The 26,743-nt window shown below is 54.7% G+C and carries 18 protein-coding genes; 3 read left to right on the top strand and 15 right to left on the bottom strand.

The genetic code is table 11. The features are described from left to right. Positions 1-8: 8 nt before the first annotated feature. From KF752_12340 to KF752_12325, 4 genes are all read right to left on the bottom strand, one after another. Entirely contained in the window at positions 9-3,452 is a 3,444-nt protein-coding gene (locus KF752_12340; protein MBX3422333.1) for a pyruvate carboxylase, read from the bottom strand. A 159-nt stretch (positions 3,453-3,611) separates the two neighbouring features. Further along, a complete protein-coding gene (locus KF752_12335) occupies positions 3,612-3,842 on the bottom strand; it encodes a carbon storage regulator (GenBank protein MBX3422332.1) in 231 nt (76 codons plus the stop codon). A gap of 62 nt (positions 3,843-3,904) precedes the next feature. Beyond that, positions 3,905-4,141 carry a hypothetical protein gene (locus KF752_12330; GenBank protein MBX3422331.1) on the bottom strand — a complete coding sequence of 79 codons (237 nt, stop codon included), beginning with the start codon at positions 4,139-4,141 and terminating at the stop codon, positions 3,905-3,907. 204 nt (positions 4,142-4,345) lie between these two features. Beyond that, on the bottom strand, positions 4,346-5,605 hold the full coding sequence (locus KF752_12325) for a 4Fe-4S dicluster domain-containing protein (GenBank protein MBX3422330.1): 1,260 nt from the start codon (positions 5,603-5,605) through the stop codon (positions 4,346-4,348). Between the two features lie 765 nt (positions 5,606-6,370). On the opposite strand from KF752_12325, the gene KF752_12320 reads away from it, so the two are divergent. Next, positions 6,371-10,888, top strand: a complete 4,518-nt coding sequence (locus KF752_12320; protein MBX3422329.1) for a hypothetical protein — start codon at positions 6,371-6,373, stop codon at positions 10,886-10,888. Positions 10,889-11,042: 154 nt separating this feature from the next. Here KF752_12320 and KF752_12315 read toward each other — a convergent pair whose 3' ends face one another. The 4 genes from KF752_12315 to KF752_12300 all read right to left on the bottom strand — a co-directional run bounded on the left by KF752_12315 (position 11,043) and on the right by KF752_12300 (position 14,906). After that, positions 11,043-12,083: a hypothetical protein gene (locus KF752_12315; GenBank protein MBX3422328.1), complete on the bottom strand. Its 1,041-nt coding sequence runs from the start codon at positions 12,081-12,083 to the stop codon at positions 11,043-11,045. 206 nt (positions 12,084-12,289) lie between these two features. Then, positions 12,290-12,970 (bottom strand): hypothetical protein, encoded by a 681-nt coding sequence (locus KF752_12310; protein MBX3422327.1) that lies wholly within the window; start codon positions 12,968-12,970, stop codon positions 12,290-12,292. A gap of 49 nt (positions 12,971-13,019) precedes the next feature. Next, complete coding sequence (locus tag KF752_12305) at positions 13,020-14,015, bottom strand: 50S ribosome-binding GTPase (GenBank protein MBX3422326.1); 996 nt, start codon at positions 14,013-14,015, stop codon at positions 13,020-13,022. A gap of 378 nt (positions 14,016-14,393) precedes the next feature. Further along, positions 14,394-14,906, bottom strand: coding sequence for a glutathione peroxidase (locus KF752_12300; GenBank protein MBX3422325.1), 513 nt, complete (start codon positions 14,904-14,906; stop codon positions 14,394-14,396). A gap of 403 nt (positions 14,907-15,309) precedes the next feature. Here KF752_12300 and KF752_12295 point away from each other — a divergent pair, with 403 nt between their 5' ends. Both KF752_12295 and KF752_12290 read left to right on the top strand, forming a co-directional pair. Then, a complete protein-coding gene (locus tag KF752_12295; GenBank protein ID MBX3422324.1) occupies positions 15,310-15,816 on the top strand; it encodes an EVE domain-containing protein in 507 nt (168 codons plus the stop codon). Between the two features lie 109 nt (positions 15,817-15,925). Further along, positions 15,926-18,343 carry a penicillin acylase family protein gene (locus KF752_12290; protein MBX3422323.1) on the top strand — a complete coding sequence of 806 codons (2,418 nt, stop codon included), beginning with the start codon at positions 15,926-15,928 and terminating at the stop codon, positions 18,341-18,343. A gap of 158 nt (positions 18,344-18,501) precedes the next feature. Here the strand turns inward: KF752_12290 and KF752_12285 are convergent, their stop codons facing one another. The 7 genes from KF752_12285 to KF752_12255 form a co-directional block, all read right to left on the bottom strand. Further along, the gene (locus KF752_12285) at positions 18,502-18,897 is read right to left on the bottom strand and encodes a response regulator (GenBank protein ID MBX3422322.1); all 396 of its coding nucleotides are present in this window, start codon (positions 18,895-18,897) and stop codon (positions 18,502-18,504) included. A 250-nt stretch (positions 18,898-19,147) separates the two neighbouring features. After that, positions 19,148-19,816 (bottom strand): hypothetical protein, encoded by a 669-nt coding sequence (locus tag KF752_12280; protein MBX3422321.1) that lies wholly within the window; start codon positions 19,814-19,816, stop codon positions 19,148-19,150. Between the two features lie 37 nt (positions 19,817-19,853). Continuing rightward, positions 19,854-20,765 carry a ParA family protein gene (locus KF752_12275; GenBank protein MBX3422320.1) on the bottom strand — a complete coding sequence of 304 codons (912 nt, stop codon included), beginning with the start codon at positions 20,763-20,765 and terminating at the stop codon, positions 19,854-19,856. Between the two features lie 241 nt (positions 20,766-21,006). Then, positions 21,007-24,441, bottom strand: coding sequence for an aminotransferase class I/II-fold pyridoxal phosphate-dependent enzyme (locus KF752_12270; GenBank protein MBX3422319.1), 3,435 nt, complete (start codon positions 24,439-24,441; stop codon positions 21,007-21,009). A 394-nt stretch (positions 24,442-24,835) separates the two neighbouring features. Next, the gene (locus KF752_12265; protein ID MBX3422318.1) at positions 24,836-25,324 is read right to left on the bottom strand and encodes a transcriptional repressor; all 489 of its coding nucleotides are present in this window, start codon (positions 25,322-25,324) and stop codon (positions 24,836-24,838) included. Positions 25,325-25,431: 107 nt separating this feature from the next. Beyond that, on the bottom strand, positions 25,432-26,268 hold the full coding sequence (locus KF752_12260; GenBank protein MBX3422317.1) for a TatD family hydrolase: 837 nt from the start codon (positions 26,266-26,268) through the stop codon (positions 25,432-25,434). A 109-nt stretch (positions 26,269-26,377) separates the two neighbouring features. Next, entirely contained in the window at positions 26,378-26,605 is a 228-nt protein-coding gene (locus KF752_12255; GenBank protein MBX3422316.1) for a hypothetical protein, read from the bottom strand. Between the last annotated feature and the right edge of the window lie 138 nt (positions 26,606-26,743).

Here is a 26,743-nt window from a genome sequence, read left to right as displayed (position 1 = left end):
ACTGGGTGCTAGTCGACGACCATTACCAAGTCGCCCGTTTCGACAGGCGTCCCGGTCTTGACCAAAATTCTCTTGACGATGCCGTCGTGATTAGCTTGGATCGTGGTCTCCATCTTCATGGCCTCCAACACAACCAGCTTGTCGCCCTTCTTGACTTCTGCCCCTTCGCTTACTGCAATGCTGATGACCATTCCCGGCATATTTGCCGCAACGTGAGTGGCATCGGCCGAGTCCGCTTTGATCGCCTGCACAGCCGGATTCTCTAACGAGCGATCTACAACCTCGATTTCGCGCGGCTGGCCGTTCAGTTCAAAGAAGACCGTGCGCGTGCCATCAGGCTTGGGTTGTCCGACAGCCAAAAAGCGAATGATCAACCGTTTGCCGGTTTCGATATCGACCGCCAACTCTTGGGTTGGGTCGGGGCCATACAGAAAATCGGGAGTCGGCAGGATGCTCAAGTCGCCAAATTTCTGTCGGTTGGCGATGAACTCTTCATACACCTTGGGGTAAAGTATGTGAGTCACACAATGATGATCGTTGGCCTGCTTGCCCAACAGTTCCGTTAGCTTGGCCCGAGTACCCTCCATGTCTGCGGCAGGCAGCGATTCGCCGGGGCGTCCCTTGACGCGCGGTCGATCGCCCAACACCGCCTTCAACACTGGCTCAGGAAAACCGCCGGGTGGCTGCCCCATCATCCCGCTCAATAAGTCCACGACCGAAGCCGGAGGCGCCAAATCGCGATCGGCGTTCAAAACATCATTGGCACTTAGGTTATTCGTCACCATAAACAGCGCCATGTCACCTACTGCTTTGGAGGTTGGCGTTACTTTGACAATGTCGCCAAACATTTGGTTCACGTCAGCGTACACTTGGCACACTTCCATCCAACGATCGGCCAGTCCCAACGAGTGGGCTTGGTGGTACAAATTGGTGTATTGGCCGCCTGGCATCTCATGTTCGTACAGGTCGCCGCTGGCCGCTAGCGATTCGCTTTCGAATGGCTTGTAGAATTCGCGCACCGCCTTCCAGTAGTCGGAAATCTGAGTCAGTGCCGATGTGGATAACTGGCTAGCATGTGGACCGAATCGCAGCGACTCAACCAGAGTGTTCAAATTTACTTGACTCGTTCCACCAGACATGCTGCTGAATGCAGCGTCGGCAACGTCCAAATCTTCCTCGGCTGCCGCCAGGATCGAGGCGGCTTGAATGCCGGCCGTATCATGGGTATGAAAATGAATGGGGATGCCTATCTCCTGACGCAAAGCCCTGACCAACACGCGGGCAGCAGCCGGCTTAAGCAGCCCAGCCATGTCCTTGATGCCCAGCATGTGCGCGCCCATTTTCTCCAACTGCTTGGCCAAGTCGACATAATACTTCAAGTCGTACTTGGGACGCTTGGGATTCAGAATGTCACCCGTATAACAAATAGCAGCCTGGCAGATGGCACCGCTGTCAACGACGGCTTCCATGGCCACGCGCATATTGTCCACCCAATTGAGGGCATCAAATATACGGAACACGTCGATTCCGGCCTGTGTTGCTTCGCGGACAAAAATTTTGACCACATTGTCCGGGTAATTGGTATAGCCCACGGCGTTGCTGGCTCGTAGCAACATCTGAAATAGAATGTTGGGGACCAACTGTCGCATGTCGGCTAGTCGCGTCCACGGACTTTCTTTGAGGAATCGCATGGATGTGTCGAAAGTTGCCCCGCCCCACATCTCCAATGAAAAGAATTGCGGAGTGAGCTGTGCGTAGGCGGTGGCGATCTGCAGCATATCGTAGGTCCGCAACCGGGTGGCCAGCAACGATTGATGCGCGTCGCGCATGGTGGTGTCGGTCAGCAGCAGCGTCTTTTGCTGTCGCACCCACTGGCAAAACTTCTCGGGCCCCATCTCTTGCAACAGATTACGGGTTCCCGGCGGTGGCGGTACGCGATCATCGTAATCCGGGATCGGTGCTGGCTGACGGCGGGTTGCCTCTGGTAAACCTTTGACCAGTTCGTTGCCATTGACAATGGTCTCGGCCAAATAGGTCAGCAGTCGAGTCGCGCGATCCCGCCGCTTGGGAAGCTCGACCAAATCGGGAGTAGTATCGATCAAGCGGGTTGTCGCCTGCCCTTGCAGCAGAATCTCGTTGGTGACCATCTTGATCAGGAACGGGATGTTGGTCTTCACGCCGCGGATGCGGAACTCTTGAAGCGCCCGCTCCATGCGTGCCGCAGCCTCGCGCATCGACAAACCACGTGCGGTGACTTTGACCAGCAGCGAATCATAGAATGGATTGACTACGGCACCGCTAAATGCACTGCCGGCATCCAAGCGAATGCCCATGCCTCCAGAGCTACGATAGTGTTTGATCCGCCCATAGTCGGGTCGGAATTGGTTCGTGGGGTCTTCCGTGGTAACGCGACACTGCAACGCAAAACCATTGACCCGCACGTCCTGTTGTGTGGGCAAATGGACCTGAGGGTCGCCCAATGCATATCCCATGGAAACCAAAATCTGCGCGCGAACGATGTCAATTCCGGTAACCTCTTCGGTTACGGTATGTTCCACCTGAATCCGAGGATTGACTTCGATGAAGTAAAACTGCTGACTATCCGTGTCAAACAGAAACTCGACCGTCCCAGCAGCCCGATACCCCACGGCATTACCGATGGCCAGGGCAGCTTCGTGCAGTTGGCTGGCAATCCTGGCAGACAAGTTGGGTGCTGGAGCAATTTCAATCACCTTTTGATGGCGTCGCTGCACGGAACAATCTCGCTCGTGCAGGTGAATTAGATTGCCATGATCGTCGCCCAACAATTGAACTTCCAAGTGCCGCGCGTTGCGCACCAGCTTCTCGACGAACACCTCGCTACTGCCGAACGCAGTCTGGCTCTCGCGCTGAGCCGACTCCAGGGCTGTTGCCAACTGCTCCGGGCCATCGACCATTCTCATACCGCGCCCACCACCACCCTTGGCGGCCTTGAGCATGACGGGATAACCCATTTTTGCAGCGATGTCGCGAGCTTCGTCCAAGGACGCTACCGCCTGGGGACTACCAGGTAGCACAGGCACACCCGCACTAATGGCGATTTCTCGGGCAGCGACTTTGTCGCCCAACTGACGCAACGCGGTGACACTGGGGCCGATAAAAACAATGCCCGCAGCCTCCAGCGCAGTGGCGAAGTCCGGATTCTCGGAGAGGAACCCATAGCCTGGGTGAACCGCATCCACCTCATAACGTTTGCATATGCCGACAATGGCGTCGATGTTCAGGTAAGAGCGAATCGGCTCTCCAGGCTCACCAATCTGGTACGCTTCATCGGCTTTGAACCGATGAAGCGCAAAACGATCCTCATGCGAGTAGATCGCTACGGTACCAATGCCTAACTCGTGAGCCGAACGAAATACGCGGGTCGCAATTTCGCTGCGGTTAGCAGCCAATATCTTCTTGATGCTTCTCATTTTGCCTAATTCGCGGTAACCCGACCACTTCCACGTACCCAACCATTTGGCTCACGCAGCGACAACCGGAAACTCCGGTTGACAGTGCGTGTACTAGCTAAAGTTATATCCAGGCGGCACGCTTTGGCTAGGCAGGATCAGGCCGGGTTTTGTCAGTCACTAGGCGGCTTTGCGGTGCGGCTGGATCGCCGTTGTCTGCACAGCCTGTTGATTAGGCAGCGGCAACGGTAGCGTCGCACTGTCGACTTCCAATTCGCTACGCAGAATACGCACGCCCGGGGGGGCCTGTACTCCGATTCGTACGCGGTCATTTCCGAGGGCGACGATCGTCAGCACAATATCATCGCCTAAACAAATACACTCCGCTTCGCGACGTGACAAAATCAACACAACTAACTCCTCCGTGATAATGGTTAAATGAAATCCTGTTCAATATATTTTTAAGCTGTGCCTCAAATGCACATTGGAACTGGTTGGCTAGATGAACGGCGACCGAGTGAATCGTAGAAGAATATGGCTGCTTTCTGAAAATCCCAAACCGCTGTCAATCGAACGCTACGTGGACCATGGATGCAAAAGTAGTACCCGCAGGGATTACCTTTGCGAGTCAACACACGCTGGGACATGCCAAACGCATCTTTCTCCAAATAATTCCTGTGACATAACTCGTCCCGAACAAACTCGCTCACAACCTCTAGGTTTCCTCGCTGAATGGCAGGGGAATCGACCATTGTTCGCTAAGTCCTCTATGGTGTAATGGGGGCACTGCCAAGCGGCGCAAACCGCCCGACAGAATTATCTCATGTTGCGCCAAGCTCTTGGTTTTGCTTGACGCCCAATGCTATCGGCAAGCCACCATAGAATCATTAACCGGGAGGCTTAGGTAATCTGTACTACAGGTCAACTTGCCTGTAGGCACGATCTAGGACCTGTACAGTGTGCAAAACCGGTATGACTTGCTGCATCTCGCGAAGGTGATTTTCGATTTGAGCCAGACAACCGATATTTCCCGTAGCAACAATCTCGGCCCCAGAGTCGATCACCGATCGGGCTTTGCGAAGCCCCAATTTGCCCGCAAGCTGGGGCTGTTGGATATTGTAAATCCCCGCACTGCCGCAGCAGGTATCGCTGTCACCCAACTCCACCAGTTCCAGTTTGGGAACTAGCTTCAAGAGTTCACGTGGTGGCTGGCGCACGCCTTGAGCATGTGCCAAGTGACAGGCATCGTGATAGGCTACCCGAATTGCCCGGCGTAGAGGCGGGACCGGCCGAATACCGACTTGGCTAAGGTACACTGAGATATCTAGGGACTTCTTAGAAATTTGCTGTGCTTCCAGCAAACTTTTATCTCCAGCCAGCAGTAGAGGATACTCATGAATTGCCGATCCGCACCCGGCAGCCGTAGTAATCAGTGCATCTATATCCTTGGGCATGGAGCCCATTAATCGCCGCGCAAACCGCTCCGCCGATCGGCTGTTTCCGGTATGCCAATCCAAGGCGCCGCAGCACGACTGCCCTGGTGGCACAACGACTTCGATTCCGTTGAGCGACAATACTCGGACTGTCGCGGCGTTTATGTCAGGTGCGAGCACTTGTTGTGCGCAGCCGGCCAACAAGGCAACACGACCGCGCCGTGGCCCGACCGCAGGCGTGATTACCGGCAGCCGCTGGGCGGTTGGCAGCGTCTGCGGAATCATGTCTAGCATTGGTCTCAAACTGCTGGGAACCAGCATTCGGAGCGTTTGGCCAATTTTGCCCAGTCGCATCGCCAATCGAAATCGCGCTGGATAGGGAAGCGTTTGTCGAGCCAACCAATCGCGCAAGCTGAATCGCGCCGATGTTGAATTCTGTGAATGCGCGCGGTACGAGCTAATCAAGTCGCCATAGGGCACTCCGGATGGACAGTGCGTGACGCAAGCCAAACAACCCAAACAACGCTCGATATGCGGCCTGGCCTGCTCCTGAGTCAACTCACCCTCGAGTACTGACTTCATTAGCAAGATCCGCCCGCGCGGCGAATCCATCTCGCTTTCGACTTCTTGGTAAGTCGGACAAGTTGGCAGGCAAAACCCACAATGCACGCACTTACCTACCGCATCCGCCATCGCTTGGCCGCGCGGACCGAGTCGTTCAGGTTCGATCTTGTGGAGCATGATTTGTGTGCGGTGAATGCGAGCCGGATGCTGTGCACAAGAACTCTGTTGAGGACGCGTCCAGCGATTGGTAGAGCCGACACTATTCTGGAGGTTCAACCTAATGTTCACAAGGTCCCACCGATCAGCAGTTTCGAGAACTAAATAGCCACCAAGGCAGACCGGTGGCGATTCCAGCAAATGGCCGACATATCCCGGTTTGTGGCGATTTCGATTGGTTTTGCTCCAGTCTTCGCTTGTCTAAAGTCGCGGGCCAACTAAACTCGTGGCTTGAATTTGGATGCACTGTCCTGTAATTCTGTCGAAGGCGTTCGGCTAATGCCCGAACGCTAGGCTATGAACAGAACGCATGCAGAAGGAATCAGCCTTGCGAGCAGCCCGCACTCAGTCATTTTGCGCTATTGACTGCCAACGCTTTGCTGCATTACCCCGCGCCCCTCGTCTGCGGATCGTGTGTCCGTAGCGACCCAGGGCCGCCTGCCAATTCTCAAATCATCGTGGCCTGCATGGCGAAATGACATGGATCGAGCAGGGCCGACCATGTGTGGCAAGGTATCGCGGACAACTCCTGACCGACAATCGACTTGACCCCCGAATAAACCATTGACTATGGTCACTCGCTATTGGACTAAGTTTGTTAACATGTGGAATGAATTCGTACATTTAGTCCGGCACAGAATTCGGCAGCGACACAGCCACCTCCGGCGCACAGTAAGGCGGGCCCGATTCCAACTGTCATTTGAGAGACTGGAAAATCGCGCGTTATTGGCAACGCTCGGCCCTGGTGATTTGGTTTTCACAGGCTACCAAGCTTCAACCATCGACAAGATTTCCTTTGCCTTATTAAAGAGCGTAGACAGTGGAACGGTGTTGACGATCACCGACAACGCTTGGACAGGTAGTGCGCTTTCGACTAGCGAGGGAAACAGCGTAATTACCTTTGGGGGCAGCTTTGCTGCAGGCACTCAATTCAATTACGACGCTAGCCGAAGTGCTGGCTTGAGATGGACAGTTGATTCCAGTACCACGAATCTGTCGGATGTGACCGGTGGAAATTTTGCGTTGAATGCTTCCGGTGATAACCTGTTTGCTTACAACGGTTCAACGCCACCAACCTCTGGAAGCAGCTCTGCTTGGGTATCCGCGTTTGCCAGTAACGCTTACTTGAGTAGCGGTTCATCGACCGCCAGTTTGACATTGCTCCCTAGTGTACTTGCCTCAACGCATTTGTCTTTCTCGCTGGGGCTTCCCACTGGAGCGGCTAACGAGAATGGCGTGTACACTGCTGGCAGCGTGACAGGGACGACCGCACAGATTCAAAACGGGGTATACAGCGTTGAGAACTGGACCACATTCACCGCTGCAGGCGCTCAGGCAATCCCTCCGAACGCGGTTTTCACCGTGCAATCGTCGGGCAACAGCCCTCCGTCGGGTCTTGCTCTGTCCAATTCAACGATCGCCGAAAATGCCGGCAGCAATGCTGTCGTGGGCTCATTCACGACAACCGATCCAGACCTCGGCAATACGTTTACCTATTCCCTGGTTTCGGGCATCGGCAGTGCCGACAACGCCAGTTTCAACATTAGCGGTAATCAACTGCGTGCAACCAACTCGCTCGATTTTGAAACTAAGAGTAGCTACAGTATTCGTGTTCGAACCACAGACCAAAGTGGCTTGACATTTGATCGGCCGTTCACAATTCAAGTTATTGACTACAATGAGAGCCTCAATTTGAGGCTCAATGAGCTGAAAGTTAATCCACCCGGCAATACGGCGGCCGGAAATAAATTTCAGTACATCGAACTCATTGGCACTCCCGCTCTCAGTCTCAACAATACGCAGCTCGTGATGCTTGACGGCAATGGTGCTACCAGCGGCACTGCGGGCTACGTGATCGATCTATCAACATACGCGCTGGGAAGTAACGGACTGTTGATTATTAAGAGTCCGACAGGTGGCCACAATGCCGCTATAGGCACTAGTGTGGTGACGGACATTCAATTCGATTCACCAACTGGCATCCTTAGTAAACAAACCGTCTCCTTCTTTTTGGTGACTGCGACCGACACTTTCGTTCAGGGGCACAATTACGATCTGAATCGTGATGGCCTGCTAGACAATTTGCCAAGTGGATTTTCGATCATCGACCACGTTGGTTGGTCTGATGGTGATGTCGGTGATTTTGTGTATGGAGACGTTGTGTTGACTCAGTCGCAGGGCACACCGGCCGCAGCTACGCGGATCGTAGGAAACACCTCTGTGGTAACGTCGGCCTGGTTCAATGGCGATTTGGAGGCTGCCGATAATTTGCCGTCGCAAATTGTATATGCTGCGACTCGCAGTAGCCCCAACTTACCGGTAAGCCCTATCGCATTTCTGACTCCAGGTGCTGTAAATTTTGTCGATCCCGCCGCAGTTGCGACAACTTTGCGCATTGTAAACTACAACTTGGCTGCCGGATCCGAACCGAATATGCTCAGACCCGGACTGGCTACAATCCTGCAGGCGATTGGTAGTGAAGTGGTGGCTGGGATCTCCAGACCCATCGACATTCTGGCGGTGCAAGAGATTTACAGTCAAGCGAACACCTCGTCGGCAGTGGCTGGCCTCTTGAACGAAATCTACGGAGGCGGCATCTATGCTCACGGTGTGCTCAACGGAAATAGCTCGGGGTCTGGGACGTTGGGAGTGGTTTACAATACGCAAGTCCTTCAGTTGCTGGGCGAATCTGCTGTAGGCACCGTCTCTACGTCAGGACAGGCGCGACAAACGTTGCGCTATCATTTTCAGCCACTTGGCGGCGGCGAAGCAACCGACTTCTATCTCTACAACAGCCACTGGAAGGCAGCTAACGACCAGGACTCTCGAAACCGCCGCCAGATTGAAGCGCAGGCCATTCGCGCCAACGCCGATGCGCTGGGCAATGGCAAGAACATTATCTATGTCGGAGACTACAATCTGTATGCGGCTAGCGAATTAGCGTTTCAAACAATGATCGGAGTAGGTAATGGCCAGGCCAACGATCCGATCAATCGACTGGGAAGCTGGAGCGACAATTCCAGCTTCATCGATGTGTTTACCCAGTCTCCGGCTGTATCGCCACCATCGGGCTTGGTTGGTGGAGGACTGGATGATCGCTTTGATTTCCAGCTCATAAGCGGGGAACTAATGGACGGGCAAGGGCTGGATTATCGCCCAGGCAGCTACCGCACTTTTGGAAACAATGGATCAGTGTCCATTAACACCAGCATCAATAGTTCCAGCAGCACTGCGTTGCCTGGCCTAGCCAATCGCATGACCGTACTGAACCTGCTGACCACCGTCACAGACCACTTGCCTGTGGTCGCTGACTATACGCTGACGACAGCGCTGTTTGCCAATCAACCGCCAAGCGGAACCGATGGCTTCGTTACTACCGACATGAACGTGCCATACACGTTTACAATGGCTGACTTCGGTTTCTCCGACCCCAACAACACCCCGTCCAATACATTCGAGTCGGTCGTGATCGCCAGCCTGCCTACGTCTGGAGCCCTGACCCTGGACGGCCAACCAGTAACCGTTGGACAATCCATCTCAGTGTCCGCGATTGAAGCTGGAAATCTAAAATTTACATCGGCCATCAACGCAACTGGCACACCTTACTCGTCCTTCAGTTTCCAGGTACGAGACAATGGCGGCACCGCCAATGGCGGATCGAATCTTGATCCATCTCCCAATGTCTTGTCGATTAACGTCAACCCCATCGTCCTACCGGCAATACGAATCAATGAAGCATTGATTAACCCCAGCGACGCTGACGACGTGCGTGAGTTTGTTGAGCTTATTCGTTTGTCACCGAACGAAACGTTGGACAACGTATGGTTGCTGGAGCTAGAAACAGATCACGCAACCGGGCGGGGTACGATTGACTTTGCGCTGCCTCTGTCGAGCGCCAACTTCGGATCAAATGATCTGTTGCTGATTGGCCATAACTACCAAACGTCCACGCCATACAGCGTACCAGCGGCTACTGGGCGCTTTAATCTGAATCGTCCAGGGTCAACGACCATCGAAAATTCTGTCAATCTGCTGTTGGTCTACCAGTTTAGCGGATCGGTCGGTGTTGATTACGATGCCAACGACGACGGCATTCTTGACACATTGCCGTGGATAGCGGTGATCGACGCAGTCGCCATGGCCGCCGAACACGAACCTGCCTATCAACCCGGCACGCGGATACTGAATTCCGATAATAATGGCGTTGTAGATGCAGTCGTTCGGTTGCCTGGAGTCACTGAGGCAGCGACATCGACTGCCTTCTACGGGGGCAAGATTCTTGACACGGGTAATGGAGCGATCGACCTACAGTTCCAAATGGCACCAGGACGCACCGCGAACTTTCCGGCAGGCGGCATACTCACTCCCGGCGATCACAACGCGCCGGAAAGTAATGCTCAAGTGGTTGCGGCGTATATCTACCATGCCCATTCCAGCCTAGCATCCGGTGGAATCACCTCGGCGCTCGATACTAGCAAGATGCTAGCCAAACAAGGCCCCGCATCACAGACGCTCAGCTTTGACAATTTGATCAACTCGGCGCGTGGTATCAACGGTATCGTGTTCGACATCGACAAGCTGCCAGCCAACGCTGTGACTGAAGCAGACTTTCAATTCCAGATCAGTCCGCAGGGTACGTTTAATGAAGCCGCTAATCCGCCAGCCAGTTGGCCTGCGGCTCCAGCACCGGCTTCCGTCTCGGTCCTACCAGGCTCGCCAAAGCGAGTCGTTATTGAGTGGCTGGATAACGTGATATCGAATCGTTGGCTGCGTGTAACCATCAATTCCAACGCCAACACTGGCTTGGCTCAATCAGAATCCTACTATCTAGGTCACTTGCTAGGAGAGACGACCGGACATTCGTCTGGCGTTTACACGGTATCCTTCGCCGATGCCACTCCCATTCGAAGCTCGGTGTCGCAAGTGGTTGGCCCCGGCAGTATCTACGACATCGACAAGAACGGGATCGTCGCCTTCGCTGACATAACTGCCATGCGAAGCAATATCTCAGCACAGCTCACCAACATTACGATCCCGGCTGTAGCAGGCGGCGAAAATGAAAGTCTAGCTTCTCGGAGCAGAATTGAAGCTGCGGTTTCAAATGACTCAGACAACTCGGAAACTAGCCTGACGGGCCTCGATGTCGATGTAATCCAATTCCAACAGCTCGCCTACGCCGCCGCAGTGGACATTGCGTTTGAGGATTCGTTCTACTCCGTGTCGCGCCTACGCAAGAAGCGCTGAGGCGGACCCCGAAACGTGCGCAGCGGATTCATCCAATCCAGTCATATGTTGCTGATGGTGATGAATTGAGGGTTGCCTCCTGCGGTCGTCTATTGAGCCACGATCCATGCCGTCCCATAATCCCTCGAATCTGACGTATATTGCGTCGCGTTTGCTACTTGGTGGGACTGGGCGGTGACTGCCCCGCAGCGGTCTGGGCCGCTTGCAGACCGGCTTCGTGCCAGGATGCAGTGTCGACGATCATCAGACCATGTTTACGGGTGCCAACTGCCAATCGCTTGCCGTCGGCAGCCAATTTCATATCCCAGATGCCACTTTTCGCGACCTGTGTAGTCTGAACGGGTAACAGTGTCGCGTAGTCAACAAGTATCACGTCGCCGCTGAGCGTCCCTGCCGCAACCAGCGAACTGTCTGGCAATGGCACGAGGCTGGTAACCCAGTCGCGCGTGCTGGTAATGGCAACCACGGGATCACCGCTGGCTACCTCCCAGACTTGCAGCTTGCGATCAGCACCGCCACTCATTAGTCGGCCACCATCGGCGGTATACACGACTGACCACACCGCAGCGCCGCCTCCGCTGATCGTTTTGACGGGTTCAAGCGCCGGCCAAGTGCGGATGTGTAAATTGCCATCTCCACAGGCCACCGCCACAGAAGTCCCGTCCGGGCTGACCGCAACATCGAAAATAGCGGCTGCGGCTATCTCGGCTCGCCGCAGTTCCGAGCCATTCTCAGCCGACACCACCAACAGCTTGCCGTCCTCAGTGCCGGCCAAAATAGAATTTGGATCACCAGGAATAGCCACCAACTTGCGAATCCAGCGTACGCCGAGCTCAAGTGTTTCTACCTCCGAGCCCTTCACTCGCAGCAAGCGGCCTTTATAGTCGCTGGCCAACAAACCAAACGGCGTCGATAAGATCGACCACAGCGATGTTTCGGCTTCCGTAAGCGCTTCAAGTTCCTGAGTATGTTCAGCCGACACACGGACAATCTTGCCTGGCCGCAACAACAGCCCCTGCGACTGTGTAGCTGCCAAGTGATTCTCATCCAGCCAAGTCACCGACGAAATCCAAATATCCGACACTGCCGACTGTTGGTCCTCGGCCATACCAAGGGGATTCAAACCTATTAGCAGCGTCAAAGCCAACAGCAGCTTTCCGCAGTTTCTTAATACTCGATCAACATCACAGCTCATCTCATGCCACCTCACACTCACCAAATCTTAAAGTCACCACAAGTGGTGGGCCGGCACGGGGCCGGACCAATCTTGAATGAAGTACTGCAGAAAGCCCCAGATATTTTGGGGCAAGTCTCGCAAACTACCAAGGTCCGCTTGTCCTACCCGAAAAATGGCGGGACGGTTAACAGCAGGGTTCCACACTGGCCAACGACAGACTGATTCTAGTCTCCATGCTGCGGATTGCTATCAGTACCGTGAGACCAATCGCCAAACGTACGCAGATTGACCAAATGCACCGACACGCCTTCCGGAACCGAAGAGGCGAAATAGGCGTCTACGATTCCTCGCTCAGCTGCATCGGGCAGTTGACTATGCCGCTGTCCGACCGCAAACGCATCGGTTGACTTGAGAACTATCAGCTCCTGTGCGCCCACCACCCGTGCCAGCAGTGCACTTATGCTATCGCTGGTGGTATCCCAGGATTTAGGGAGTGCGTCGGCGTTACATTGTCGGCTGTAGAACGTAGTCGGTAAAACGATGGCAACACAGGTCTCTGTCGGGCGGCCAGCCCGCTGTTCAGCCGCTGCAGTTACAGAGGAATCCACACCATTCTGCGCGACCCAATTCTTAAGTTCATCGGACTGGTATATGCATTGCCACTCTGGAAATAAACTGTGCGCGAGCCACGCCGTCACATCCATTAGTTCAACACATAACCAGTGGCATAATTCGCCCTCCAAGCAATGGGCTTTGTGCAGGCTGCGCACGGCCTCCACTAAATCGCCGCCGCCGACCACGATCAACGTCGGCTCGTTTGGTGTCAGTTGATCGATGAAACCACGCAATCGGCTGGGCAGTTCCGGCCAGTTCAGCAGACTGCCTCCCAATTTAACTACACGCATTGCGCGCCCCTCGCCGCTTGAATCACGCCGTTAGAGTGGCCATTGGCTGTTAGCTCGCGTGCAGTTCGACGACATCGCCGTCGTGTGGTTGGTAATCTGGTTTAACCTGAGTCCCATCGTGAACCGCTGCGCCCCAGACGCGAGCCGACTTCAGCGAAGCTGCCATGTCGCGGTGAACGTGTTCGGCGACTTCTACCAACGTCTGGCCACGCCGAATGGTTAGTGGCTTGCTTCGATCAGGCTCTTTTTGCTTGGGATGTTTGGGATAAACACGCACGATCTCCAACCGATCAAATACTGCCTTGCGCACCGCATCCAAGCCGATGCCTTGCGCACCACTGATAAGCAAACGATCGAAGGGCAGTGCTAAAAACTCGTCCAGCAGCGCCAGTCGATCCTGGGCGTCGGGAGCGTCGCACTTGTTCAGCAATGTCAACGTCATGGTAAAGCTGACACCGACATCGTCTTCATCCAAACCCGTCAGGCGCCCTAACCGCGTTTTGGAGCCGGAGAATCGGTCCAGTACGGCTTGCGTATCCTCGATCAGCGAATCGCTGGCCAAATCCACAACCAGCAACACCAAGTCAGCGCCACGGACCAAACCGATCGTCGACTGTTCCAGGAAATCCGCAGCTACTGGCGGCAGGTCAATCAATTGAAACGGGCAGTCTTCATACAACATCATGCCTGGCTGCGGAACCTGTGTGGTGAACGGGTAGGCTGCGATCTCTGGATGCGCCCTGGTCAGTGCGGCCAACAATTGACTCTTGCCGCTATTGGGTGCTCCCAACAGCACTACACGTGCGGCGCCCTGTTTGGGAATCTTCGTCGCACGTCCCGCCTGTCCCGTTGTCGGAGCCTTTTGGGCATCCAGGCGAACTTTGGCGATCTTCGCCTTCAGTTCGGCCTGTAGTTTGTCGGTGCCCTTGTGCTTAGGGATTTCCCGCAACATGAGCTGCAAACATTCCAGCTCCTCTTGCAGACTTTCCGCCTGTCGATACGCAGCTTCCGCTTTGTGATACTGTGGAGTTAGATTTGCAGGCATGAAATCGAGCCGATCCTCGGGCGTCGGTGAGAACTACCAGGCTCCACACATTCTAGCAGCTCACAGCCCGGGCACGAAGCAATGGCACATAGTGCCAAGTCCCGTCGGGAGTATGGTAGGCCAACGCTGGGACTGAACCGATCTGTATTTGTGTTACGGTATTGTAGGTCGCGGCAGATTGAGGCTTGCATTTTGATCCAGCCATTGGATCCTACACCGCCACAAGTTCAGCGACCGCAGGCCCACCATGAACGCTCTGCTATGACTGTGCCAAGGTTGAGCGTTAGGTCACCATCAAGCACAGTTCCAGCGCGGCTGACGACGGTCACGCTGGTCCCATTCCACGCCGCTCCGACCTGCCAGCCGGGCGAACATCCGCTACTTCTTTGACAATTCCTTCTCAATCGCAGCAATGATTTCTGGATCGTCTGGTTTGGTTCGTGGAGAAAACCTGGCGACCACCTGACCATCGCGTCCGATGAGGAACTTTTCAAAATTCCAACTGATGGCGCCGCTTCCCACCGGCTTGGTGTCCAGGGCGGTCAACGTTTTATAAAGTGGGCAGGCACCGTCCTTATTGACATCGACCTTGGCAAACATATCAAACTTGACGCCATAATTCTTATCGCAGAAACTGGCGATTTCATCTGCCGAACCTGGTTCTTGCGCCCCAAATTGATTGCACGGGAACCCCAAAACCGCCAAGCCGTCTTTGCCATACTTGTCGTGCAACGCTTGCAACTGTTTGTACTGAGGTGTCAGCCCGCACTTGCTGGCGACATTTACGACCAATACCACCTTGCCTTGGTACTGCTTGGCGAGTTCGACATCTTTGCCATCCAAACTCTTCATGGTGACGTTCAGTGGCGAATCAGCTTTGTCTGCGGCCATGGCCCAACCTACTACGGAGAGTGTGCCCAAGAAAATCAAACTTCGTAACATGACGGCACCTGCCTTGTTTTAGGAGTCGAAACGGACAACTTGCATGCGGGGTCATTGTATAGTACGCGGCATTGGAGAGGGAAGTCACCAGGATGAAAAATCAGTAATCGTTCATGTCAAAATGCTGCTTCTGTAAGTGGCGGACCAGCCCGGGGCAAGGATTTCTCATCCCAGCCTTCCGCGACACTTTCCCAGACACCATCGTTTGTCCAACAGAGTTTGCGAACTCTACTGGCCCCTCCCCACATACTCGCGAATGTCGGCAAAGTAGCGACTTGACGCACCCAGTTGTGGCTTTCAAACCTACTGTGAACCCTTTCCGTTTCTGGTGTTGTCAGGTACCGTGTTATACATGGCGAAAACAAACAAGAAGTACCAATCCACATCCGGCAGATATTGGCTAGTCAAGAGCGAGCCGGATACATTCAGCATCGACGATTTGGCAGTTGCTCCCAAACGCACCACCCACTGGGATGGCGTGCGGAATTACCAAGCTCGAAACACGCTTCGCGATCAGATGCAACTGGGGGACTACGTGCTGTTCTACCACTCCAGTTGCGACGAGCCGGCAGTGATGGGCGTTGTGCAGGTCGTCCGCGCTGGTTATCCGGACTTTACAGCGTTTGACCGGCATGATCCGCACTTCGATCCCAAATCACGGACCGAACAACCGACTTGGTACATGGTGGATGTACAGCTCAGGGAGCGGTTTGCACGCCCTGTGTCGCTTCGACAACTCCGCCAAGTCAAGCAATTAGCCGGGATGGTTCTGCTTCAAAAGGGCTCGCGGTTGAGCGTCCAACCTGTTCGTCCAGCCGAGTTTGCCACGATTGTCGAATTGGCACGCAGTTTCACGTAACTACACAGTAAGTACGATTCGCATGACGGCCGACAGTCCTCAAACGTCTATCAAGCCAGCTCGAAATAAGTGGCGGAGTCGACTTAGGAACGTCACCTTCAGCCTATTCGTGATAGCATTGATTTCCGTCACGGCCATCTATGCCCTGTTACGCGGATCATTGCCGCAAACACGCGGCCAAGTCGAAATTAAGGGTTTGGCAGCCAAAGTCGCGATTCGGTTCGACGACCAGCAGCGCCCATTTGTTCAGGCACAGACTGCTGCCGACGCGCTAGCCGCTCAGGGTTGGCTGCATGCCCAGCATCGGCTGTGGCAGATGGAAATGTTTCGTCGAGCGGGCCAGGCCAGATTGTCTGAGCTACTGGGTGGCAGCATGTTGGGGACCGATCAACAATTGTTGAGAATTGGAGTGCCCCAGTTGGCGAGGCAGCTTGAAAAAAACGCCACCACGGAGCTTCTGCAGTACATCGATGCCTATCTGACTGGCGTCAACACTGCCATTGAGCAGTTGCGAACCCGGCCGGTCGAACTCTTGTTGCTGATGCATCGCCCTCAAAATTGGACACGCGCAGATGTATTTGCGGTAGGCGCCGTAATGGCCTACCAATCGGCGGGCAACATGCACCATGAACTATTGCGTTTTGAACTATCACGCGTTCTAACTCCAGGGCAACTGGAATATTTCTTGAGCGACGGGTCCGAGACAGCCGCCGACTATCCGTATGTCTTACCGCGCCAGGAACTGTCATGGCAGGAAGAATCGCCACCCGTGAATGGACCCGCCGGCCTGTCCGCAACAGATTCACAAAGAGCCCAAGATGCACTTTCCAAATTGCCGTCAGTCGCCTTGGCGATCGATGCTCTATCGGCACTGGACGCAGCCGTCAATTTACAACTGCCTCGGTTGAGCCTGGGCAGTAACGGCTGGTGTGTTGCGCCAGGTCGAAGTGCTACAGGCCATGCGCTATTTGCGTTTGATTCACACGACGAACTTGGCCTGCCGAACTTATTTTACGAGGTTCATCTGTTCTTCGGCGACGGGCGACAAATTCGAGGCTGGTCTGCGGCGGGCTTACCCGGCGTGATCAATGGCTACAATCATCGCATCGCTTGGGGATTCACCAATATCGGAGACACGCAGGACCTGTTTCTTGAAACGCGACATCCGGAAAACCCAGATCAGTTTCTCGATGGGCAGCAGTGGTACACCGCCGAGAAACAGGAGTACTTGATCCCGGTCTCCGGGCGAATGGATGCGGAACGATTCACGGTTATCTCGACGAGAAACGGACCACTCATTAGCGAACATCCACCAATTTCGCTCCGCTGGACAGCCCATCATATTGGTGACATGGGTTTGGAGGCGTTATTGGAACTGAACTTTGCAGAAGATTGGCAACAATTCACCGGCGCACTCGACCGATTGGCAGCGCCTAGTCTAAACGCGACCTACGCCGACGTGGATGGAAACATCGGATTTCGAACAGCCGGACTGCTACCAAACAGAGCTGCGGGCAGTGGGGTTCAACCACTGCAAGGCCACGACATGTCTAATCGCTGGCTGGGAATGGTATCGCCTACTGATCACCCTCGGCTTTTCAATCCGCCCGCAGGCTACGTTGCGGCGGCCAACGCACGTGTGAACGCTGCCGGGCAGGGGCCGCTGGTTTCTGCCGACAATGCCGCCGCTTATCGTATCGCTAGAATTCAATCTGTGCTCGCCTGCAGCCAGACGATCAGCGTCGACCAAATGCGAAAGCTGCAAGTCGACAGGTACGACGGTCAGGCTGCTAAACTGTTGCCTGCCCTGCTGAACAGCACGCCCTGTCAGACGTTGTCGGAACCGGCACAAGAGGCCTGTCAAATGCTGAAGAAATGGCAGACTTTACCGATGGCAGCGGCCGATAGCGCTGCGGCACTTATCTTTCAGGCTTGGTACGTCCAGCTGGCCACCGAAGCTTTCAGGCAGCCACTGGGTGATAGTTTGTTTGCCAGCTTGCTGCGTCGCGGATATATGCTCAATCACGCGTTGGATCGCTTGCTGTTGGAAGAAGCTTCAACGTGGTGGCCTCGAGGCAAGGCTCAGCATCTGGCGGCAGCGCTTGAGCGAACGGTGACAGACCTGATGGATCGCTTGGGACCTGAACTGAAGTCATGGCGACTGGATCAACTACAGAAATTGACTTTGCAACATGAACTGGCAACTGCAGCGCCCCCTCTTGAGATGCTATTGAATGAGTCGTCGCGCGGCTTAGCTGGAGGACCGTCTACGGTTGGTCGCGCGGGATATCGATACGATCGCCCGTTTCAAGTATCACACGGCGCGACGGTGCGCGTGGTGATTGAAATGGCTGCACCCCCGCAGGCTCAGGCGATCATGCCCGCCGGACAATCCGGTCATCCGCTCAGTAGGCAGTACACCGACCAGCTTGACAATTGGCTGGACGGCACACTACAACCAATCGCTGCCACTGCAGACACGGTCCTCGGCGATAGTCTGGAACTAATTCCAGCAAGAGACAAGTAGTCCGACCAGAGTGAAGTGGCCCGGCGCGAGACCGTACTAATCTCCAATAAACGCAGTTTGTCATGAGCAACTTGCGTTGGGATTGGCCACCGATTGAACAGGTCCGACTGGTCCCACTCTACGAATCAGTAAAACGTTACGAACAATCGGCCGGATGACTAGATTTCCCAACCGTAAGAGCGTCTTAGCGCCTCTTCTACAGTAGCTGTCAGGTCGCGCAGCGTGAAAGGCTTGGCCAAAATCCCGGCCGGGTTCAACGCTTGGGCCTCGCGCACGATGCGATCGTCCATTTGAGCGCTCATCAAGATACAGGGCAGTGACCAGCAATCGTGAACGCGCAGGTGTTGCAACGCTTCCAACCCGGTTACTCGAGGCATGTGCACATCGAAAATCACTAAGTGCAACTGGGGTCTGGCGTGACAAATCTCCAACGCTTCCTGACCATCAGCAGCCAGATGGGTAGCGTACCCTCGGCGATGAAACACCTCCGCCAGCGTTTCGCGAAAATCCCGATCGTCATCGGCAATCAGCAGTTTAGGCTCGATCCACTGCACCGCTCAGTCTCGCGCTATTTTGGAATGTTGTTCACTTAATGGAATCCACAGATTTCAGCCAATGCTGACGCGGACGCCAATTTGGCAGGTCACGGCTCTGGGTCCAGCACACAGCGTTCCCAATTATTCCCATAGTAGTTCAAAATGGAAAGATAGGCCGAAGGAATTGTAACTAGCGTCGCCAGAAGGTGGATTTCTGAATGCAGTCCCGGCAGCCTCCACGTACTGGCAAACGTAGCTACCAAGAACGTTAGTGACGACCGAGTAGACCATGCTTGGGCGGTTGGACGTTGGAGATCCGACCTAGTATTCCAGCCATGATCCGCTGTTCCAGGTCTGCATCCCGGCCAATCTCGAACCAGCCCAGGGTCACCGGCAGCTGCCTCTGCTGATTTTCATTGCGCACGATGGTGCCATCATGTCGCTGTGCAGAAGACCCGGCCGTCGAAGCCTGCGCTTGATCGACATCCTCTTGTTCTTTGAGGACCGTAACGTCAATTACATAGCCGCTTTCTTCGGGAATAACCCGAACGGTAGCGGTGCGACGAATCGTTTGAATTGTGCTTTGCAGCCGCTCGATGCCGCGTGAGGCTTCCCGCCTCCAAGGTTCCAGGCTAGTGCCGCTGACTTCAGGATAGGTCGTTAATCTACCTTCCAGCCAACCATCTTGATCGCGACGGACCCACTGTTCGCTTTGAATGCGAAAATGATCATCCACAGCGTCTACGACTTGCAGCCACAGGAATTCAGGATCATGTGGGCCTACACGAGATGGATTGGACACCGGTACTTCAATTGTTGGAACAAACAACGTCGGCAGCGCATCTTGGCAAGCCTGCTGAAACCGTTGACAACCCGTGACGGCCACCAACAGGCCGCCGAGGCAATACGCTTTCGCTACGGTCGACAGTGATAACACAAGTCTTTCCTATTTGGGCCGTTGCTTGGGTACCGGTTCAACCTGCTATTGGCAGCACCAGTTGCCCCCGATTCATCGCTCCCACAGTCTGCGCGGTGGGCCCAGCCGCAGCAGAGGCACTAATGGCTTGTGCCTCCGTCCGATCCGTTGAGTCCGAAGCCATCGATAGCCCCATCAATTCACGGGACAATTGTCGATAATCATCCGCTCCGTTGGATCCGGGCGCGTACTGAAAAATGCTCTGGCCAAAACTGGGCGCCTCGGCTAGACGAATATTGCGCCGAATGCGAGTCTGGAAAAAACGGGCTCCAGCCCAGGCTCCGCTCGTTCGGGTTTGCATGGACAAGAATTCATCGACATCGCGAGTCACTTCGGCTGCCAGTCGCGTGGCCGATTCATACATGCACAACACTACGCCGGTCAGTTTCAAATCCGGATTGAGCCGCTTGGCAACGACGTCGATCGTTTTAAGCAGTTTACTGAGCCCGTGCAGGGCCAGAAAATGGGGCTGCAGCGGTAGCAGGACCTCATGAACGGCCGTCAGGGCATTGAGGGTTAACACGCCCAACGAGGGTGGGCAATCCAAAATCAAATAGTCGAATTGCTCAGTATCAGCCTCGAGCCGATCGCGCAAGATGACTTCGCGGCCAACTTCGCCCGCCAGCTCTAGTTCGGCGGCGGCTAAGTCCAAATTGGCCGGTACGATGGATAAGCATTCGTTTATCCATTGCCGCGTCTGTGCGATGGTGGCTTCGCCACAGAGTAGATCATAGGTACTTAGTTGATGGCTGGTAAGCGACAAGCCCAGATGCAGGGTAGCGTGGGCTTGCGGGTCAAGGTCGAACAAACACACGCGGCATCCCTGTTCGGCCAACCCCGCAGCCAAATTCACTGCTGTTGTCGTTTTCCCGACTCCGCCTTTCTGATTGATGACTGCGATCGAACGCATACGGCAACTCCTTTGGCTGGGGCGACGCGTATTGGCACTAGCCACGAGCTGGTTAGCCACTTGTAGCAGGTCAATGGTTTTGGTCGCGATGCGGACAAACAGATTATTGTCGGCTTATAGTGCATCGACAGAGTCTAGGACTAGGGCAGTTGCACTTTGCTAGCGCCCAGCATTGCCAGCATTCGGCGGCGCTACTGGGACGGGGCTCGACAAACTGGGCCGAGAGAAAACGCGACTTGACTCAGCCCGCAAAATATCCTGGATGAATTTCGCGGAGCGCAGCCGCAGTATGCTGTACTGCATAGCGAATCTGTTCTTCGCTGTGTGTACAGTTGATAAAGAATCTCAGCCGGGCAGCTGACTCCTCAACGGCAGGATACAAAATGGGCTGCACGTTAACTCCAGCTTCAAACAATTTGCGTGACAACATCAAAGCGTGCAATGAGTTTCCGGTGATCACGGGAATTACTGGGGTTTGGCTGGAACTACCGGTATTCAGCCCTAACCGCTGAGCTTCGTTCAGGAACAGACTTGAGCGGGCATGCAACGTCTGCACGCGCTCGGGATGCGACTTCAGGACAGACAATGAAGCCAAGGCCGCAGCCGTATTGGGTGGCGACAGGCCGACGCTGAAGACGAATCCCGGCGCGGTATATTTCAACAGTTCGATCAGTTCCCGACAGCCAGCGATGTATCCGCCACAACTACCATACGACTTGCTGAGCGTACCCATCCAAATATCGACGTCGCGCGGTCTGGATCCAAAGTGCTCGGCGATACCGCGACCGGTTGGTCCCATCGTGCCTGCAGAGTGTGCCTCGTCGACCATCAGCCAAGCATGATGGCGCTGCTTGACTTCGATGAACCGCGGCAGTTCCGGGAAGTCGCCGTCCATACTGTAAACGCCCTCCACCACGATCAGAATGCGTCGATAGCTGGACCGAACCTCGGATAAAATGTTGCCCAATTCGCGCCAGTCGTTGTGCGGAAACGGACGCCGCCGGGCACCGGACAAGATAGCTCCCTGGATAATGCTGTTATGTGATAGCGCATCGTGCAAAATCAAATCGCCATGTCCCACCAAATGGCCAATGGTCGTCTCGTTAGTCGCGTGACCGCCTACCATAACGACTGCGTCTTCGACGCCTACCCAATCAGCGATCGCTTGTTCTAATTGCCGGTGCAGAGGCTTTTCTCCGCTGACCAACCGCGATGCACTTACGCTGGTTCCGTACTGCGCAACGGCGTCCTGCACAGCAGACGTTATGGCTGGGTCGCCAGACATTCCTAAATAATTGTAGGATGCAAAACTAATCAGTTCACGACCAGCGATACGCGTGGTATCGCGGACAACGCCCTCATGGACCGAGAAATAAGGATTAGGGACACCGGTCATATCAAACTGTGCCATGGTCCGCTTCAGCCGACGATATTCCGGCAAATGATCGAAGCAATATTCGTCGGGTTGAACCAGTCGACTGTCGGCGGGACGCAGTCCTGACTCAGTCGGTATCAACTCCAGACGCATGCGGTTCTTGCCTAAATGGCGCTCGATGGCCTCCGCTACTTCTTGGACCGTTTCAATTTCAGGTAGCACGCTCTCGGGGAAGCGGCCGTCGAAGGTCTGTTCCAGCGAGTGAACGATTTGCATTCGTTCCAAACTATCCAGCCCCAAATCAAGCACGATGTTGGTCTTGACGTCCAGCTCCTTGGCACGCTCTTGAGCCACCGCGCGAATGGCGTCCATGACTACATCGATGATCTCGTTGTCAGGTAAGTCGCTCGATGCAGTGGCTGAAGCCGATTCGGGAGATGCCGAGGACAGATTCTGAGCGGAGCCAGATCGCAAGGTCGAAGCCGCAATCATCGGCTCGCCAGGCGGCAAATCCAACTCGAATGAGCGCCACTGGGCGACTACTTTCAACGAACCACGCACATACAATTCTCGGCAGGCATGGCGTTGAATCTTACCACTGGATGTTCTGGGCAAAGTCCCGAAACGCACCAGAACTACAGCATCGGGGGGCAAGTCATGCTGCAATGAAACATCGCGACGAATTGCTTTGATGACCTCGTCCCAATTGGTCCCGCCCTCGCGTCTCTGCACTTCGGCGCACACGACCAATCGCTCGCGATCGCCGCTGTCATCGGCAAAGGCCGCCGTCATGCCGCTCTGCATAATCTCGTGAGCCTGCTCGGCGGTCTGTTCGATATCCTGTGGATAGCGATTAACGCCTCGGACGATAATGACGTCTTTCAACCGGCCGGCGACATACAACTGTCGGTCATAAACAAATCCCAGATCGCCGGTCCGCAAATATGGCCCCTTGCCATCTATCGTGCGGGCACCAAAGGTTTCCAAGGTATCCGCTTCACGCTGCCAATAACCTTGCCCGACACTGGGGCTGCGGACCCAGATTTCGCCGATGCGATCAGGTGCCATTGACTGCCTCAACTCCGAATCGACGATTAATACCTCTTCGCCGGGCAAAATCGCGCCACTGCCAACCAATTCGCGGGCGTCCGCGTCCGATGCGTCACACGGAACGATGCGACCCAAGTCCAGTTGCTTGCCGTCAAATGTTTGAAAGACTGGAGGTTCCGGCTGTGGGCCGCCCGTTACGATCAGAGTCGTTTCGGCCATACCGTAACAGGGCAAGAAGGCCGCTGGGCTAAAGCCATAGGGTTCAAAGCGCTGGATAAACTGCTTGAGCGTCGCCGCCCGAACCGGTTCGGCCCCATTAAACGCTGTCTTCCAGCTACTCAAATCGATCCCGACCAGTTCTTCGTCACTGATTTTGTCCACGCACAGTTGGTATGCAAAATTGGGCGCACCAGAAATCGAAGCGCGAAAATGGGAGATTGCTTTGAGCCAACGAATCGGCTTTTGCAGGAACGCCATCGGACTCATCAGAGCCATTGGGCAACCGATAAACAAGGGCTCTAGAATTCCTCCGACTAACCCCATGTCGTGATACGTCGGCAGCCAACTGACGCCCACCGAGCTTTGGCGAGTCTCAAAGGCCACCATGATCAGCTCGGCGTTACGCATCAAATTCGAATGCGAGAGCATCACGCCCTTGGGCTGACCCGTCGAACCTGAGGTATATTGCAGTACCGCCAAGTCCTCCGGCCGTATTTGGGGTGGCTTCCATTGGCTGGAATATTCTTGAGTCAGCGAGTCAGACGCCACGATCGAGATCGACTCCCATTCAACCCAGTTGTCGTCCCCTTCGATTTGCTGTCGCACCTGTTCGTTGGTAAGCGCTAATCGGACCTGACAATCTTGAGCGATGCCATGGATGCGCTGGCCCTTGCGGTTGCGTCGAGGAGGAAACGCGGGCACAGCGGTTGCCCCCGCATACAAGCAGCCGAAGAATCCGACCAAAAAATCCATGACCGGTGGGTACACCAACAGCACCCGCTGGCCTGCGACATTCAAACGCTGCAGATACCCAGCTAGATTTCGGGCCGCCAAATCTAACTGACCGTACGTGATGCATTGGCTATGGACGTAGTCCTCGCCGTCGCTGAAGTAAAACGCTGGCCGGTCTGGGTAGTGGCGAGCCCAGTGCTGGAGCACGCTTACCAAATCCGTGCGCGGCGGGACCGCCTGGCCAGTGAAATGGTGAAAGTGCGATTCGTCGACGCCAATGACTGGCTCTACTACTTGCATTGAAATTGGACGCCCAGCGTTACAAATCGTACTCGACATTTAGCAGCCTCTCTCGAGACAAATAAACGGTTATACTGTCCCCTGTCGGACCAATTCTGGCAAGCCTGGCAAGCTGCATAGTGTACACGGGATCACTATTTAGGGGGCAGTACGATGCGAAATGCTCGCATTCGCATAACAGAGTATCGTGCCTCTAGTGGGACAACAGTCGTGGCAATTGCTTGAAAATAGCGATTCGCTAGCGAATTGAACCTTCAATTCCCTTGCAAATGACAGAGTTTATCCAGATTTTGGCGGTTGGCATAAACTCTGACTGGTCTATCGGCGAGTCCTTTTGGGGCAGCTTTAACCATTGCAGTAGCCGGAAACTAATCACCATTGACCAATTGCGACGCTATTCAGGGGTGGGTTCTCCGCAATCCGGGCACTGGCCTTTAATCAATACATCAACCACTTTGCCAAGTTGCGGCGCAAGCTGAACATTTACGTCTGCCTGATTCAAGCAGCGAACAGAACCACAATCCACACACAGCAGGTGTGGATGCGTATGCTCGGAGTCACTTTGCTGGACCAACACCCCTTCCTGGACAAGCTCATAGCGCCACAAATGGTCCCCCAGTTCCAAGCGATGCAGCAATCCAGCTTCGGTCAGATCCTGCAAACCACGAAAAATGGTCGACTTTTCCAAGCCCAAATCGTGCAGTTTGAGTGTCAACTCCTGGTGCGTGACAGGACCGGCGCAATTGCCCAGTTCGTTCAGGATTGCAACTCGCGCGGGCGTTGTGCGCAGGCCCTTGGCTCGCAGAATCGTACGTGCTTCCTGTCGCTGCTGCTGGCCGCTCATTGCCTTGACCGCCTGGGGATTATGATGTTCATCTGCCACTGTCGCTCAAGCCCGCAGAGGTTGGAATGTTTGCGCTGACAGGCAAATTTGCCTGTCAGTCACCTCGTAAAATCTGTTGACAGATTGGCAATCTGAACTCGCATGCGTCAAACCCCAACTGCACTATCATACTCGACGCGAACCGGCTGAATATCAAACTTTGGATTCTGCCCCAAAAATCGACAGGGGTTGTTGTGAAACACTTCCAGAGCTTCTTGGAGCGAATGTCCGCGGCGTCGGAATTCTACAACGCACTGCTGTAAGGTAAATGGATCGCTGGGCCCCCAGTCAGCCGACGAATTCACCAGAATTCGCTCCCAACCATACTTTTCCAGCATATCCACAGCTCGCTTGGGCGAACACTTGGTAATCGGATACAGGGTAAATCCAACCCAATAGCCCGCATCCAAGCACGGGCCGATGGTCTGTTCTTCCACGTGATCAATCCAGATGCGTTGAGGATCGACGTTCATTGCGGCTAAGACTTCGAGTACGCGCCGTGTACCATGAGCTTTGTCTGCCAAGTGTGGCGTGTGAATCAGCACCAATTGACCATGCTTCATGGCCAGTTCAACGTGGGCCTCCAACGCTTCACACTCGTTCTTAGTCGATTTGTGCAACCCGGTTTCACCCACGCCCAAGCATGTCGGCTTTGCAAAGAACTCTGGCATTTGCTCCAATACCGCGCGCGTCAACGTCACGTTCTCTGCTTCTTTGGGGTTCACCGCGACCCAGCAAAAATGTCGGATGCCGTATTCCGCCGCTCGCGTCGGCTCAAACTCGCTGATCTGGCGAAAATAGTCAATAAACGTTTCCGGATAGCGGCGATCAAAGCCGGCCCAAAACGCAGGCTCAGCGACTGCGACCACTCCGGACATCGCCATGCGTTCGTAGTCCTGAGCCGTTCGGGCAATCGCGTGATAGTGGGGCTGGATAATTTGCATATAGAAAAATACCTCCGTAAAGGCAGTGGCTCTGACTAAGCACTCGCGAAGCGCATTGGGAATCTATGGCTAGTATAGTCCGTTCCGCGTCAAGCTTGAAGACATTCTGCTACGACGCAAACAGCTCCAACAAATCGCAGGCTCGACCGCGTTCTGAGGGGGGCGTTCGCAAGACAGCTAGCGCCTGGTCAATCAGTTTCAGCTTGTGCGGCACGGGCCCCGACTGGCCGGTGCGCTGCACTGCGGCATCGTAACGGTCTAGGTAGGCCGCAATCTCCAACAATTGGTGGCGATGTTCCAAAAAATCTTTGTCAACGACTTCGGCTGGCGTCAGCACGCTTAACTCCTATGGCAATTGCTGTAATCGCGAGGACTCCGGGAATCAATGCTAGTAATCTTATAACACACGGCTTGGCAATTTGCTATTGAATGCGTCGTACCGTTTTGCGAAAAGGCGATTCTGAACTGGCTGTCG

It is taken from the genome of Pirellulaceae bacterium, from assembly GCA_019636385.1.
Taxonomy (GTDB): domain Bacteria; phylum Planctomycetota; class Planctomycetia; order Pirellulales; family Pirellulaceae; genus Aureliella.
This window is presented reverse-complemented; position numbering and strand designations above follow the sequence as displayed.

Bases quoted from the DNA above. Each gene is read 5' to 3' on its own strand.
- KF752_12340 (MBX3422333.1), bottom strand. From the start codon at position 3,452: ATGAGAAGCATCAAGAAGATATTGGCTGCTAACCGCAGCGAAATTGCG.
- KF752_12325 (MBX3422330.1), bottom strand. From the start codon at position 5,605: ATGCTCCACAAGATCGAACCTGAACGACTCGGTCCGCGCGGCCAAGCG.
- KF752_12315 (MBX3422328.1), bottom strand. From the start codon at position 12,083: ATGAGCTGTGATGTTGATCGAGTATTAAGAAACTGCGGAAAGCTGCTG.
- KF752_12310 (MBX3422327.1), bottom strand. From the start codon at position 12,970: ATGCGTGTAGTTAAATTGGGAGGCAGTCTGCTGAACTGGCCGGAACTG.
- KF752_12305 (MBX3422326.1), bottom strand. From the start codon at position 14,015: ATGCCTGCAAATCTAACTCCACAGTATCACAAAGCGGAAGCTGCGTAT.
- KF752_12300 (MBX3422325.1), bottom strand. From the start codon at position 14,906: ATGGCCGCAGACAAAGCTGATTCGCCACTGAACGTCACCATGAAGAGT.
- KF752_12295 (MBX3422324.1), top strand. From the start codon at position 15,310: ATGGCGAAAACAAACAAGAAGTACCAATCCACATCCGGCAGATATTGG.
- KF752_12275 (MBX3422320.1), bottom strand. From the start codon at position 20,765: ATGCGTTCGATCGCAGTCATCAATCAGAAAGGCGGAGTCGGGAAAACG.
- KF752_12270 (MBX3422319.1), bottom strand. From the start codon at position 24,441: ATGCAAGTAGTAGAGCCAGTCATTGGCGTCGACGAATCGCACTTTCAC.
- KF752_12260 (MBX3422317.1), bottom strand. From the start codon at position 26,268: ATGCAAATTATCCAGCCCCACTATCACGCGATTGCCCGAACGGCTCAG.